This window comes from Luteibacter anthropi (genome assembly GCF_011759365.1).
GTDB classification, from domain to species: domain Bacteria; phylum Pseudomonadota; class Gammaproteobacteria; order Xanthomonadales; family Rhodanobacteraceae; genus Luteibacter; species Luteibacter anthropi.
In genome coordinates, this window is sequence record NZ_JAARLZ010000006.1 from 201,539 (window position 1) to 214,305 (window position 12,767).

Genomic DNA, 12,767 nt, shown 5'->3' on the forward strand with positions numbered 1-12,767 from the left:
GTTTGTATGCCACAGCAACGACCCAATTTCGCCCTTGACGGCGACGACACCACGGGAGCCCTGCGTAAGCTCGACAACAACTGCGTTGATCTAGATGGCCGGATAGCTGGCGCGCTGCAGGCCGCCGCCAACGCTCAATCGTCGGCAGACGGTGTTGGCACCCTGCTCAATACCGTGGGCTGGGGTACGGCGCAGCTGCCTGCCATTTCCAGCATCGATGGGGTCAACCGATCGGCGGTGTATAGGTTCATCGCGACGACCCCAGGCACGCTGCCAACCAACCAGGCTTACGGCACGGTCACCGTACTGTCCTACAGCTCGTCCGATTACACGCAGCTTGCGCAGAGCGTGACGGGTAACGAGATGGCGTTCCGCTATTACCGCGGAGCGGGTGGCGGTTGGGGTCCATGGTGCCGCGTGTGGCATACTGGCAATACGACGGTTGATTCCAATCAATTCATTAAAAAGGCACTTTAGTATGGACATTGATGGTGTTGTGATCTTCAATTTTCTGCCAAACGGGACCATCGTTCCGGATGGCGATCATCAGCCGGCTGTCGGCGATACACTCGGAGTGCCTTTCACTGCCATTGGCGTGCGACTAGAGCGGATAGATGTCGGCGTGTATCGAATCACGGCACCTGGTGCGCGGTGGCTCGACGGTTGGAAAGTAGAGATTTTCAAGAACGAAAATAGTGAGAACACTGTCCGAGTTGCCCTCGTCCAAGAAGACGGGGCCGTGGTGATTAAGTGCGTTGACCCTGAGAGTCGAGAGCCAAAGGACGTGGTGTACATGATGACCGTCCGTATCGGCGTGTCGGGCGCGATCGACTACCTGCCGCCTGCACTGCCGGACGTAGGTTCCTTTGCGCCATCCATAGGGTTGCCGGATTCGCTCTCCCAACAAGCGGATACTCCAGCTGTTGAGAATTGAGCACGATCTCGGCGCCTGATGGCGGCAATGTCATTTTTAAGCTCGACCAGGGCGCGCAGTGTTCGCGACGAAATCTTCATTCGCAGATAGGCGCCCGATTTCTCTTCTGAAGATGCAGTTCCCATCACCTTTCCCCCTGCCTGGGTCTAAGCTCCCCCTACGAACGTCAGGTTATTGTGACATGAAATGTTTCAGATAGCGGTGAAGCCGATCACTCGATGTGAGACTGATCCGTTGTAGCCTCGCCGGCATGGCCCACCCATCCATTCGTGTTCCGATCATCTGGCGCCCCGTCATCGGCGGGTGCGTCCACCTGATCGGCACGATCGATGGCGCTCGCGCTGCCCGAGCATGGTTACAAGCATAAGCTTGTTGCTTGCGGCTCCAATTTCGTTCGGGAAGGGACTAGGAACCCTGCTCTTTGTCTACTGCGGCGCCCACCACGTCGTCAGCTGGTGCGCGATCCATCCACCTCTTGGGCTTCTTGAGCGCATGCTCGATGGTGCGGGCAAAATGGAACGATACATCACCACCCGCACGTAGACGTTCGAATTTTTCAATTGAAACAGCTTTGCCAAGAGCTTCGACTTGGGAGCCGATCGTCACATGGCCTGCGATTTCCAGTTCACGTGTAACTAGAGCGAAGTTCTTCTTCCTATTGGCTTGCGTACCCACAGCGCAACTCACGTGATAATTCCAATTCGACTGTAACGCAAATGTTCCAAGAGCACTGGGATGGGGTTCGTAAGTACCTCATTTGAGTGATTAAATGGAAGCTGAATGGGTCCGCTTGAAAGAGATTTCAGCGCCCACAGCTGAGACTTGCCGGTCGCTAAGGGGCCGGCCTGGCCGTCCAAAGGTGGACGACCCAGAGAACCCATTCCCATGTTGCTTACGGAGAATATGGCCATGCGTACTCTTCTTGACTTTACACCGCTTCACCAATCCAGCGTGGGCTTTGATCGGGTCTTCGATCTGCTCGAATCGGCCGCGCGGACCCGGGGAGATAACTACCCGCCTTTTGACTCGATAAAGCTGGGCGAGGATCGATATCGCATCACCCTAGCCGTCGCTGGTTTCAGTGAAGACGAGCTTGCGGTATCCACCCAAGACAACTCACTGATTGTAAGTGGTGAACGCAAGCGCGATACCGAGGGTGAATATTTGCACCGTGGTATCGCGGCGCGGGTATTTAGCCGTCGCTTCGAACTCGCTGAGCACGTCCGTGTTGTTGGCGCGCGCCTGGTCAATGGACTGCTGTCTGTCGACTTGCAGCGAGAGGTGCCGGATGCAATGAAGCCACGTCGGATACCCATCGACGTCGACGAGTCCGAGGGAGCAGCTGCCATCCGGCAGCTTCGTACTGAAACTGCGTAACTCTTCGTTCTAGACATAGATTTCGGTCGCTATTTTTGTCCCGCAGGGGGCTCCCCTGCGGGACGTTTTGAAGAATAGATAATGTCTCACAGGCTTTCACGATCACCAGGCGTAACCGAGGACGGCCTTGCGTGGCTGGAGGCGCAGAAGAACGGGAGGTCCGGGCAATTGCGTCGTGAATGCGTGGATTGCATACACTTTGAGCCGGACGCCATTAACCCGGAAGGTGGGCTTGGGCGATGCCAGGGAGCGAATAAGGGAATGGCTGTGTATCCTGGTGTTGATCGCCATTGTAAAGGATGGCGTCCCTACGTTTGATGGCGAAGGGTGCGGGCGAGCTGCATGGGACCCTCAACGGTGGATTCACTAGGTCGTGACAACTGAAGGTGGGTAATCCAAAAAAAGAGGAGACGCCCATGCTTCAGTTAAATCCGCCACTGCCTATGAACACTCCCAAAGGCGAAGGGTTCGCGCATTTTCTGATCGACTACGGTCCCGAATCTGACCTGTACTGGACAGTGCTCATAACGGAAAGTGGTGAAATCTGGACCTTCGCCAACAAAGAAGTCAGGGCATCCAAGAACATAACCCTGGGCCGGGTGTCGCCGACACAGCCTAAGCAGTCGGGCGGTCAACGGCGTGCGGACGTGTCACCGATTTTGCGATAGATCGCGGGCAGGCTCGTCAATGGCTCGCCTATCTGTTTGTGTTGCCGAAAAGGCATATAGGCGCTGAAGGGCATTAATTATTTCGTAGCGATCATTGGGCTAGGCTGGGGGTTCACAGACGGAGCAAAGAGGAAGACGTCAATGTCCGGACAATCTCTCACCTGCTCCTACTTCGTGCGGTCCGTAGGGGAGGGCTTTGTTGGTTCCTACGAGATATTCGATGAGGCCGGGAAGGTGGTAGATGCCTGGCAAGGAAAGTCGATTTTTCCAACTGCGGCACTGGCTCTAGCATACGCTCAATCGAAGGCAGAGGCCTCGCGCGAGGAACTCCTGGAGGCGACCCTAGCTCCTTCCTTGTCGTAGCAGGCTTCTTTTATCCGGCGCTTCATCTGATGGAAGGCTAGGCATAGACCCTGCGGGCGGCTAGCGCAAAGATGAATAGGGCGTGCTATATGTCTGGCATTCCGATCGCCGAGGGGGAGGGCTAGTGTCTAGCATGTTGGTTCCCTAGCATTGATGTTTTTGAATAAAACAATCGCGTTGCATGATGCTTAACATCGGCAATGATCCTATTGAGGTGCGGCGGCGGGTTTCCTGAGCGGTCGACTATTCGTAGCGAGTGTGTGCAGCATCATGCATCCGGCAAGCCCCAAAGTCCGTATAGCACTGGACTAGTTACCGGTCATCGAATCATGCACTTCCGATACACGCTCATTTGGGATGCAGAAGAGCACCAGGGCGGATTCGTCCCTCGGGTGCTCATAACCGACCTTGAGACTCAGCGGCCTGCACTCCGGTGGCGGGCGACGTATTCACTTGACACGATGTCCGGCGCCCTTCTATACGCGCGGCAATATGGTGAATCGGCCCTCACGGCCCTTAATTCGCTAGATGGTCAGGCGGCGTCGGACTCGCCGCCAGAGGACTAATCTAGGGACCTCCGTAGGAGAAAGTGAGGATGACAGCGCTTCCAGCAGTCCAGGGGTTTGGACGCTTCAGGCGGAACAACGTCCATTGACTGCCAATTCGCGAAGATCCAATCGCTGCCTGTTATGAGCATACGTTCGTCGATTATCTTCCTAGGAATATCTATGCCCTATCTGGGGCAAACATCCGCCTTCGCCGACGAATTTCCGCGCGGACGTCGGTCGGCACATCACCTGCAGCGGCAACCGCAAGACAGAGTTCATGTGCCGTGACGCCCAGATTCCTCATCCAGTAACGGAGGTCGGTAGCCTGATTTATATCGATCCGTATTTTCGATAGGTCAGTGGTATTGATCCCAACGACGTTCATTTCGGTGCCCCACGTTCGATTTCAGTGGCACCGGAATTAGACGGGCGCCGAGTCCTTCATGCAAATGGTTTCTCGAAGAAACGGCGCTCGACCGCCGCCCTTACAAACCGAACTTACTTCTTCGAGTGGCTATCGTCCGCGTTTTTCTGCGGGGATTGATGCTTCGACTGATCACCGTGCTTTTGCGGATCAGCAGACTTTTTGTCGTTGCCAGTACTCTGGCCAGGTGCGCTAGTTTTCTTTTCGTCGTTCATATCGATCTCCTTTAGGGAGTCTCGACACTGGGCGCAGTGACGTGAGGGTGGCCAGAGTTTATCGTTAGCTTTGTGGTGAGAGTTCGAATCTCATGTGACCTTGGTTCATCGCCTGGAAATCACGCGTCGCAGCGCATGGTTCGATTCTCTGAGGATCAATCATGAAAAGCAGCATCGCAGCCGTTGGCGGCCAGCCCGATCCAAACCTGGGGGAACATGGTAGTTCCTCTGAGCCGGAAGGAGCTCCCTCGCTTCCCGAGGACGATCAGGCGGCGGAGGAGGCCTATCTCAACGAAGGCGGCAATCAAGCATCTTCGGAGCCGCAGCGACTCGGCCCGAATCCTCCAATCCGGATCATTGGCCTTCTCTATTTGCCTTCACGTCCTAACCCAGCTGCGCTATCGATGCAATCCTGCACGTTTAGCGTGAAGGCTTCCCCGCGAGGCGGGTTCATCGACACTTTCGAAATCAATGACCAAGAAGGCAGGGTGGTTCAGGCCTGGAGCGCCCACGCGCCATCACCGATAGCAGGCCTGCCGATGGCCTGCGCGAGGCCCGTGAAGCTCGAGTTCCAGGCTGAAGCGTAGCTATGCATAGGCCCGCATCGAGTGCGGTTTGAATGGAATAACACTCCGGTAACTGAACGTGGCGCACCGTGATGAGGAGGAAGGCTGCCGGCCTCCCCGGCATTCTCAGCTCAGGAGGGCGCTATGAACAGTGGATGTGCACCCAAAGGCGGCGCAGCGCCGTATACAGCAGCCTGCGACTCGAACGGCTATCTGATAATGCTGGATGGGAAGGTCGTGAAGACCTATCTCTTAGATGCGCTCTGTCGTTCACTTCCGGAGCCCTATCGGGCCCGGGCATGTGTCGAGTTCGCGGTCTATGACATCGCCAATGCAGGATTCATGTTGAGGTAGGCAGCTGGGCTCAACTGGGACCGCAGGCGCCGCGGCGAGGTGAACCCTATCGCGTCGAGTTCGTCTTCGATCCGAAGCATAGCTGCGACGTATCTGGTCGCTGGGCGGGTGCCGACCGGGACCAGGATATGCACAAGACGGGCCGCGGCGACGACGAGCGCCTCGTAACCCAGTGCATCCTCTTTCGACGCGATAAGGCTGACTCGAAACCGCACCTTGTCGAAGCCGCTACCCAGGGCCGCCTCGTTCATGGCGGTATTATCGCGGACCATCTGGATTAAACGCAGGCGTAAGTGAGCCCTTGGTCGCATGAATCATGCATTGCGGCACATTTCTGAAATCGACCGCGTAAACGGAAGACTCGCGCAGGTCCTTGCGTCTGGCCACGAGGCGGTCGAACTGGCGTCGCGCTCCTTCGATACCTAGCGAGGCTCGTCGAATTTGACAGTCATTCCGCCAGTAGGCAATTCCCGTTGTCGTCTTGTTTCGGTTCCGTCCGGCTGGACGGCCGTATATGACCTCAAAAGATATGGCAGACCTTCGCCTTTGCTCGGCGTAATCGAGTTCGTGACTTCGAAATGTAGGTGGGGTTCTCGCGCATCGCCTGACGCGCCTACCTGGGCGATTAGTTGACCAGGGCGAACACGGTCTCCCGCACGGACCTTTACGCTTCCGGGCTTGAGGTGATCGTAGTGCGCGTAAAGACCGCCGCCAAGGTCGAGGATGATGGCATTGCCAGGCACCACATCCATTGTTTCGGGAAGCGCCGGATGAAAGGCATCGCCGTGTCCAGGTGGGTTGTCAGGCATACCATCGCGTGAGGCGACCACCACGGCATCCGCAACTGCCAGAACCGGGCGACCGTAGCAATAATACGCGCGGTAGTTGTGTTCGTCACTCTTGAAGGCCGAGCCATGTATCTGCTGCTGCCAGTCGATTGCGAACCGACGGGAAATGCCGACTTCTGCATCCATGATGGACGCTCCACGACGATGGTGATTTTCCGGATCCTCGTTGGGCCCATCCAGCGCAACCCAATCCTTTCCCTCGAGGGGACTGTCAAGAACCAGTAGTTTTGCGTGGCTCACTTGCGTCCTTGCCCCATCGGTGGCCGTCCTGCCAATCGATATGCGATGGATTAGTTGCTCGGGCAATTCAGTGCCTTGGAGATTTACTGAAATAAAAACGATGGCCGTTCCGCCAGCTGGAATGACAGGAGCAGTCCGCTTCTCCGAAGCGCTGCTCCCGAGGATTTTCGTCATCGAAGTGAGTGCGCTACCGGTGAACGTCGCCAAGGCTTTCGCCTTTGGCTGGGCTGCGTCATGAACCTCTATACCCGTAAGCGGCATAGGGCTGTCGGAAAAGTTCGTGAGGTAGACCTCATACAGCGTCTTTGAGTCGCCCCCATCGGCATGAAACCACGTCGGCTCGAAACCGACGCGCGCCCACACCTCAACCGGCCAGTCTCGAACTACTGGCGCAGCAGTTAACACGCCACCAGTGCTATGGATCTGCGCCACTGCAAGGGTCGGCACCGTGACGCCCATGGACAGCATCAGAGTGCATAACAAATCAGTTACCCCTACAGATCTTCTCATTGAAATCTCCTTTACACGCATTGACGCCTGAAAAGTTTCACTTCAACGCTAGCCTCCACGTGTACTACCTTCGGCGTGAGTGCCGAAAGTCAGGCCCCGGTTGTAACGCGAGCACACTGGTCGCTGGTGCTCTGATCTCTGGCAGCGAAGTCGTGTCGGCAGCGCGCGACCAGTCATTGGTGCAGCAGCCACCGCGATAGGGCGCGCCGCCAGACATCAATCGATGCTTAACGCGCCCAGCTCGTCGGCCACTTTGATGATGGCACCGCCGAGTCCCGTCTGGGACTTACTTCCGTTTTGGCCTAAGAGCTCGCGCGATTTCTCAGCTGCCATGGCTAGCTCGTCTAGCTCCGCCGCGGCGGAGCTAGACGCTATGGCTGACGAAAAGAATCCACCTCAGAAGCATCCAGGGCAAGACGATACACCTAAGGACTCTCGCGATCCGACCCGCCCTCGCGACTCCGACGCTTCAGGTGATCCGCTCGACGGAACCGGCGAAGACAATCACAGGCAGAAGGGGACTTAATCGATGCTGCAATTGAAATCGACTACGAAATCGGGTGACACGCCGCTATAGGTGCCACCTCGCGTCACCAGGACGAATAGCCCCTCACGCAGGCTGTTCCTGATGCTGACGTAACGTGTTTCATCCGGCGGCTTCGGATAGATTGCCTCCGCGAAAGCGGCGCGAAGCAAGATCTCGTCGACATGACTTGCTGTGGTCCAGCTCTGTATATAGCCGCTTCCCGGCAGAGCCTTGGCTCCGGGAATATGCGTTGTATCGGTGACAGCGACGAATTCCAGCGTCATGTCGTCATGAATGTATGTGTAGTGCAGTCGGTTGATGAGGTCATCGTAGAACCGTGCCGATGAGGTCACGATAATCTGGCGCGTTTCGTCAACCGCGCCCAAGGTCGGGTGGAACTGAAATGCCATGCTCCGGCTTCTCCTCAAGACTCACTTACCCATTTGCGAGTACTCATCGTGTCTCCGCATCCAGATGCCGTTCTCGTTACGTCCCAGCGGAGCTCGATCCAGCTATTGATATACGCACCAGAGGGCTTCTAGGCCGCGAGAATAAGCGGAATGCGCATGATGGATGATAATGACACGGTTTCAGACGCGAGTGACAGGTAAAGGGGGGCGACAGTAACGAAGGGGCAATGGCTCACGCGTAGGAGTGCCGGTATAGTCAGTTAGTATTACCGCCGCCGCGCTTCCCTAAGAGTGCCGTGCGCGAGCCGCCTGACTAGGCGGGACTCATCGCCCCGTCGGACTAGAGACATTAAAAACGGAGGGTGTCACATGCGGTCTTGTGTGCTTTTCCTGGCCTTCAATTTGACCGTGGGTTTACTCGTGAGTGAAGTGTCCGACGCCGAGAGTCGTGCTGTTACCGAGGTGCCTCATTTCGGCATGTCTCCTGAAGCCCTGGAACAGGCGTACATCGAGTCCTATGAGCAGTCCGGGTTCCGTCTCGAAAGCAAGGATACGTACTCCCTTCCAGAGGGGCCCTGGACGACGGTACTCGTGTTCCAGCTGAAGAGCGCGCCCGAGGGGCCAAATGCACCCGGCACTACGCTGATAATCAGCGGCTCCCAGGCAAGCGGATGCCAGCCATGCGAGCTGAGCAGGCAAACCTTCAGGTGGCCCGATGCGGATAATCCCGATAAGGCGGCATTCGAGCGGGGATGGCACGTTCTGGTGGAGGCCGACACAGCTGCCTTGGCAAAGGTACGACAGCGGCTTGGTGTGAGCTTGTCTGCCGTAAAGATGTCGACACCCTGACGCACGCGAGCCCGGTGTGCCCGCACATCATCTGGCTGACGCATGTACAACTCCCGCCCGATGTTCCCGACCGTCATCTGTCAGGGCACTCAGGCCGATTTCGATGGACTGTCCATCAAGGGATGGCGTGACGAGGACATGCTCTCCCGCTGTCGTAAGTGAAACACATACGTCGCCGTCCATGCCGATACATCAACTCATACGCTTTCCATGTTGAGGCGCACGGTGCGTGCGGATCTTGCCGCCTTCGAGGCTGAAACCCAGCAAGGACTCGATCACTAGGCGGTACGCCGAGCTGGCCTATCACCCTGTCACCAAGGCGGTCAGCAATCCACGCAACCAAGGGGCCGAGTTGGTCGAGCCTATCCGCTGACCTTGCCGCCCCATGGCTGGGGCTCATATGGTAGTGCTTGCGGCAGTAGCCGCGTTGGGAAAGTGCACCCGGGTCGCGTGGCTGGCGTCACGGCCGCCGGCAGCAGCGCGGGCGGCGTACAGGGAGGGGCGGATTCGTTTCATGGGTCCATTGTCGAGCGAGCAAGTATCAAAGCTCGCGACTTCCGTTCCCGGAATAATTGCGGACCAACTATCGAATTGCGGACCAACGCGAAGTTCAAAAAAACGCGTAAGTCTTTGGTGCCGGAAGTGGGACTCGAACCCACACGCTTTTAAGGGCGGCGGATTTTGAGTCCGCTGCGTCTACCGATTCCGCCATTCCGGCGCGGGACGGGCATTATGCGTGAATCAGTGGACCTGGTCGAGACCCAGCTGACGTTCGCTGCGGTGGTACCAGTCGTCGCCTTCCGGATTGAACACGGCACACTGGGTCATGCGGCCCGAGTAGATGTGCAGGCTGACGGCCACCGAATCGCCGCTGGGGTTGCGGATGGTGTGGTACTCGTGCGGCGGGATCAGGCTGCCAGCGGAGCCGGGGCCGGCCTGGATGGAGCCGACGGGGCGGAACTGGTAGCGGTCGGAGTCGTGGCCGAGCAGCTCGTACTGGACGATTTCCAGCGCGCCGTTCCATACGCCCTCGACGCACCACATGCCGCTGTGGTCGTGGATGAGGGTGCCCTGGCCGGGGCCCCAGGTCATGGCGACCACGCTGTAGCCATGCTCGTCGCTGCGGTAAAGCTCACGACGGGCGTAATGGTCGCCGGCAGTCTCGAGCACGCAGGCCGGAAGCTCGACCTCGCGGGAGCGGATCAGCTCGCAGAGGCTGGTGCGCAGGGTGTCGGTAATCTTGGGAGTGGTGGGCTGGGCGACGGAGGCATCGATGGCATCGATGAGCTTGCGACAGCCAGGAAACTCGACCGTGATCATGGGTGCTGACCTCTTCAAAGCGGTGCCACGCGGGGACGCGGCTCGGTTTCGATGATACCAGCCCCTGTGGAGGTGCGCCTTTGTGAGCGGGTGGGGTGGCTGCGGGGCTGCGCGTATTCGTTATCCCGGTCGCGCGCAAGGCGCGCTCCTACAGGGAGTTTAGGAAGTCGCCTATGGCCCGGCTGTAGTTTTCGATGTCTACCAGGAAGGCGTCGTGGCCCTGGGGCGAGTCGAGCGCCACGAATTCGACCCCGGCGCCGGCGGCTTCCAGGCCCTTGGCGATGGTTTCCTGCTGTTCCAGGGGAAACAGGATGTCGGTGCTGACGCCGATCACCAGGGCCCGCTCCACCGCGATCCGGCCCAGGCCGCGCATGACGTCGCCTTCGCCGTATTCGGAGACGTCGAACCAGTCGCTGGCGCGCGACAGGTACAAATAGCTGTTCGGGTCGAACTGGCGGTTGAAGCGGCGGGCGTGGCCTTCGAGGTAGGACTCCACCTGGAATTCGAAGCCGAAGGGTTCGTTTTCCTCGCGTTGCTCGGGGTCCAGTCGGATGCGGGCGAAGCGTCCGTTCCATTCCATGGCCGAACGGTAGGTGATGACGCCGAGCTTGCGCGCGATGCTCATGCCGTGTTCCGGCCACTGCTCGCCGTCGTACTGGCCTTCGTTCCACTGCGGATCGAGGCGGATGGCCTCGCGTTGCAGCGAGCGGATGGCGATGGCGAAGGGCTGCGCCTGTGGCGCGGTATCGACGCTGATGTGCGTACGGACCGAGCCCGGGTGCAGGATCATGTAGGCCAGCGCGCTCATGCCGCCCATGGAGCAACCGGTGAGGCATTCGAGCGTGTCGATGCCGAGCCCGGTCACCACTTCGTAGGCTGCATTGGCCACATCTTCCAGCGAGAGCTCGGGGAAGTCGAGGCGATAGGGCAGGCTGGTAGCGGGGTTCAGCGAAGCGGGGCAGGTGGAACCCTTGTCGCTGCCCAGCGAATTGACGCAGATGACGTAGTGACGATCGGTGTCGAATGCGCGACCCGGGCCGATCATGTCCTCCCACCATCCCGGTGACGGGTCGATGTCGTTGGAGGCGGCGTGCGCGCTGGGCGACAGGCCGGTGAGGATGAGGATCGCGTTGTCCTTCGCTTCGGTCAGCGTGCCCCAGGTCTCGTAGGCCACCCGTGCGCCATGCAGTTCGCCACCGCGTTTCATGCGGAAGGGAGAGGACAGGTCATGGTATCGGCGTGCGTCGCCCATGGAATCGCTCGTTCCTGGAAAGCACGAAGCGTAACGCGTCCACCCCACGACCGTCTTGCCCGTCGAACGCGTCCACCCCACGACCGCCTTGCCTGTTGTAGGAGCGCGCCTTGCGCGCGACCGTTCGCGGCGAGAACGGCCGGGGTTTTCGTATCAAACGGTCGCGCGCAGGCGCGCTCCTACATGGTGTGCTGGTTGAAGAATGCCACCAGGCTGTGGGGGGAGTTATCGCCGAACAAGGTGACCAGGCTTTCCTGTGCCTCGATGGCCGCAATTGCGCTGCGCTCGAAAAGCACCGCCTCATACGCCGCCAGCGCCGCATCGAGATTCCCTGGATGCTCAACGATCGCCCTGGCCAGTTCGGCGCCATCCAGCATCGCCAGATTCGCCCCTTCCCCCGATGGTGGCATCAGGTGCGCCGCATCGCCCAGCAAGGTCACGCCAGGCACGCGATCCCAGCGATGGCCTGCGGGTAGCGTCTGGATGGGGCGAAGCACGGCTGGTATGTCGCCATCGGTGATCAGTGCGCGCAATTCGGGCGCCCAGCCGATGAATTCGTCGGCGATGCGTGCGGCTGCCTCTGCCGGGCGCGAGAAGTCGATGCGTGAAAACCAGGCTTCCGGTTTCTGCAAGGCCACATACGTATGCAGAACGCCATTCGGCTCGCGGTGCGCCATGATGCCCTTGCCGGGCGCCAGCGCGTACATGGCCCCGCTGCCGACGGCCCGGGCGCTTGCAGCGCGGCGGTTATCGCAGTCGTGCAGCCAGGTTTCCACGAACGACAGTCCCGCATAGGCCGGCGTGGCCGTGGACAGCAGCGGCCTGACCTTCGACCACGCCCCATCGGCGCCCACCACCAGATCGGCCGCGACGCTGTTGCCGTCCGCGAAGACCAGGGCATGGCGCCCATCGTGCTGCCGGAACACCTCGGTGAGCTTTCTTCCCCAGCGCACCGTGCCGGCAGGCAGTGCGTCGAGCAGGATGCGCCGCAAGTCACCGCGAGGCACTTCCGGGCGCTGCCCATGCCCATCGTCCGGCTGGTCGAGCAGCACGTTGCCATGTCTGTCGAGGGTGCGTGCGGCTTCGCCGCCGATATGCACGATGGAGCGGAAGGCCTCGGCGAGCCCCGCCGCGACAAGCGCGGGCTGTCCGGTGTCGTGATGGATGTCGAGCATGCCGCCCTGGCTCCTGGAGGCAGGGGATGCCTCGGCCTCGTAAACGGTGGCGGCCATGCCGTGCATGCGAAGGACCTGGGCCAGCAGCAGGCCACCGAGGCCCGCACCGACGATGGCGATGGAAGGAGTCATGGGAATGGATTCAATGGAACGTCGTTCCATAAATATTGGAACGTCGTTCCATTGAT

Annotated in this window: 15 protein-coding genes and 1 tRNA gene; 6 read left to right on the plus strand and 10 right to left on the minus strand. The window is 59.2% G+C overall.

Annotated elements, in window-relative coordinates:
- The first annotated feature begins 6 nt into the window (after positions 1–6).
- Both HBF25_RS12855 and HBF25_RS12860 read left to right on the plus strand, forming a co-directional pair.
- Entirely contained in the window at positions 7–477 is a 471-nt protein-coding gene (locus tag HBF25_RS12855; protein ID WP_166949005.1) for a pyocin knob domain-containing protein, read from the plus strand.
- A 1-nt stretch (position 478) separates the two neighbouring features.
- The gene (locus tag HBF25_RS12860; protein WP_166949007.1) at positions 479–934 is read left to right on the plus strand and encodes a hypothetical protein; all 456 of its coding nucleotides are present in this window, start codon (positions 479–481) and stop codon (positions 932–934) included.
- Between the two features lie 405 nt (positions 935–1,339).
- Here the strand turns inward: HBF25_RS12860 and HBF25_RS12865 are convergent, their stop codons facing one another.
- A complete protein-coding gene (locus HBF25_RS12865) occupies positions 1,340–1,609 on the minus strand; it encodes a hypothetical protein (protein WP_166949009.1) in 270 nt (89 codons plus the stop codon).
- A gap of 234 nt (positions 1,610–1,843) precedes the next feature.
- Here HBF25_RS12865 and HBF25_RS12870 point away from each other — a divergent pair, with 234 nt between their 5' ends.
- Both HBF25_RS12870 and HBF25_RS12875 read left to right on the plus strand, forming a co-directional pair.
- Positions 1,844–2,311, plus strand: coding sequence for an Hsp20 family protein (locus HBF25_RS12870; protein WP_166949011.1), 468 nt, complete (start codon positions 1,844–1,846; stop codon positions 2,309–2,311).
- Between the two features lie 416 nt (positions 2,312–2,727).
- Positions 2,728–2,979 (plus strand): hypothetical protein, encoded by a 252-nt coding sequence (locus HBF25_RS12875; protein ID WP_166949013.1) that lies wholly within the window; start codon positions 2,728–2,730, stop codon positions 2,977–2,979.
- Positions 2,980–4,068: 1,089 nt separating this feature from the next.
- Here the strand turns inward: HBF25_RS12875 and HBF25_RS22425 are convergent.
- Entirely contained in the window at positions 4,069–4,275 is a 207-nt protein-coding gene (locus HBF25_RS22425) for a DUF3606 domain-containing protein (RefSeq protein ID WP_166949015.1), read from the minus strand.
- Between the two features lie 113 nt (positions 4,276–4,388).
- Positions 4,389–4,529 carry a hypothetical protein gene (locus HBF25_RS12885; protein WP_166949017.1) on the minus strand — a complete coding sequence of 47 codons (141 nt, stop codon included), beginning with the start codon at positions 4,527–4,529 and terminating at the stop codon, positions 4,389–4,391.
- 161 nt (positions 4,530–4,690) lie between these two features.
- On the opposite strand from HBF25_RS12885, the gene HBF25_RS12890 reads away from it, so the two are divergent.
- Entirely contained in the window at positions 4,691–5,116 is a 426-nt protein-coding gene (locus tag HBF25_RS12890; RefSeq protein ID WP_166949019.1) for a hypothetical protein, read from the plus strand.
- Between the two features lie 296 nt (positions 5,117–5,412).
- Here the strand turns inward: HBF25_RS12890 and HBF25_RS12895 are convergent, their stop codons facing one another.
- The 3 genes from HBF25_RS12895 to HBF25_RS12905 all read right to left on the minus strand — a co-directional run bounded on the left by HBF25_RS12895 (position 5,413) and on the right by HBF25_RS12905 (position 7,983).
- Positions 5,413–5,700, minus strand: coding sequence for a hypothetical protein (locus HBF25_RS12895; protein WP_166949021.1), 288 nt, complete (start codon positions 5,698–5,700; stop codon positions 5,413–5,415).
- A 171-nt stretch (positions 5,701–5,871) separates the two neighbouring features.
- Entirely contained in the window at positions 5,872–7,047 is a 1,176-nt protein-coding gene (locus HBF25_RS12900) for a M23 family metallopeptidase (RefSeq protein ID WP_166949023.1), read from the minus strand.
- A gap of 522 nt (positions 7,048–7,569) precedes the next feature.
- On the minus strand, positions 7,570–7,983 hold the full coding sequence (locus HBF25_RS12905; RefSeq protein ID WP_166949025.1) for a hypothetical protein: 414 nt from the start codon (positions 7,981–7,983) through the stop codon (positions 7,570–7,572).
- Between the two features lie 477 nt (positions 7,984–8,460).
- Here HBF25_RS12905 and HBF25_RS12915 point away from each other — a divergent pair, with 477 nt between their 5' ends.
- On the plus strand, positions 8,461–8,832 hold the full coding sequence (locus HBF25_RS12915; protein ID WP_166949027.1) for a hypothetical protein: 372 nt from the start codon (positions 8,461–8,463) through the stop codon (positions 8,830–8,832).
- Positions 8,833–9,463: 631 nt separating this feature from the next.
- On the opposite strand, the gene HBF25_RS12920 is transcribed toward HBF25_RS12915, so the two are convergent.
- The 4 genes from HBF25_RS12920 to HBF25_RS12935 all read right to left on the minus strand — a co-directional run bounded on the left by HBF25_RS12920 (position 9,464) and on the right by HBF25_RS12935 (position 12,711).
- Positions 9,464–9,550 (minus strand) — tRNA-Leu (locus HBF25_RS12920).
- 23 nt (positions 9,551–9,573) lie between these two features.
- Positions 9,574–10,152, minus strand: coding sequence for a cysteine dioxygenase family protein (locus tag HBF25_RS12925; RefSeq protein WP_166949029.1), 579 nt, complete (start codon positions 10,150–10,152; stop codon positions 9,574–9,576).
- Positions 10,153–10,300: 148 nt separating this feature from the next.
- Positions 10,301–11,404, minus strand: a complete 1,104-nt coding sequence (metX, locus tag HBF25_RS12930) for a homoserine O-acetyltransferase MetX (protein WP_166949031.1) — start codon at positions 11,402–11,404, stop codon at positions 10,301–10,303.
- A gap of 179 nt (positions 11,405–11,583) precedes the next feature.
- Entirely contained in the window at positions 11,584–12,711 is a 1,128-nt protein-coding gene (locus HBF25_RS12935) for an FAD-dependent oxidoreductase (RefSeq protein ID WP_166949033.1), read from the minus strand.
- Between the last annotated feature and the right edge of the window lie 56 nt (positions 12,712–12,767).

What these genes read in the sequence shown, in the direction of transcription:
- HBF25_RS12900 (WP_166949023.1), bottom strand. Translation starts at nt 7,047, where the DNA reads ATGAGAAGATCTGTAGGGGTAACTGATTTGTTATGCACTCTGATGCTG.
- HBF25_RS12885 (WP_166949017.1), bottom strand. Translation starts at nt 4,529, where the DNA reads ATGAACGACGAAAAGAAAACTAGCGCACCTGGCCAGAGTACTGGCAAC.
- HBF25_RS12890 (WP_166949019.1), top strand. Translation starts at nt 4,691, where the DNA reads ATGAAAAGCAGCATCGCAGCCGTTGGCGGCCAGCCCGATCCAAACCTG.
- HBF25_RS12875 (WP_166949013.1), top strand. Translation starts at nt 2,728, where the DNA reads ATGCTTCAGTTAAATCCGCCACTGCCTATGAACACTCCCAAAGGCGAA.
- HBF25_RS12895 (WP_166949021.1), bottom strand. Translation starts at nt 5,700, where the DNA reads ATGAACGAGGCGGCCCTGGGTAGCGGCTTCGACAAGGTGCGGTTTCGA.
- HBF25_RS12905 (WP_166949025.1), bottom strand. Translation starts at nt 7,983, where the DNA reads ATGGCATTTCAGTTCCACCCGACCTTGGGCGCGGTTGACGAAACGCGC.
- HBF25_RS12860 (WP_166949007.1), top strand. Translation starts at nt 479, where the DNA reads ATGGACATTGATGGTGTTGTGATCTTCAATTTTCTGCCAAACGGGACC.
- HBF25_RS12935 (WP_166949033.1), bottom strand. Translation starts at nt 12,711, where the DNA reads ATGACTCCTTCCATCGCCATCGTCGGTGCGGGCCTCGGTGGCCTGCTG.
- HBF25_RS12915 (WP_166949027.1), top strand. Translation starts at nt 8,461, where the DNA reads ATGTCTCCTGAAGCCCTGGAACAGGCGTACATCGAGTCCTATGAGCAG.
- HBF25_RS12870 (WP_166949011.1), top strand. Translation starts at nt 1,844, where the DNA reads ATGCGTACTCTTCTTGACTTTACACCGCTTCACCAATCCAGCGTGGGC.
- metX (WP_166949031.1), bottom strand. Translation starts at nt 11,404, where the DNA reads ATGGGCGACGCACGCCGATACCATGACCTGTCCTCTCCCTTCCGCATG.
- HBF25_RS12925 (WP_166949029.1), bottom strand. Translation starts at nt 10,152, where the DNA reads ATGATCACGGTCGAGTTTCCTGGCTGTCGCAAGCTCATCGATGCCATC.
- HBF25_RS12855 (WP_166949005.1), top strand. Translation starts at nt 7, where the DNA reads ATGCCACAGCAACGACCCAATTTCGCCCTTGACGGCGACGACACCACG.
- HBF25_RS22425 (WP_166949015.1), bottom strand. Translation starts at nt 4,275, where the DNA reads ATGAACGTCGTTGGGATCAATACCACTGACCTATCGAAAATACGGATC.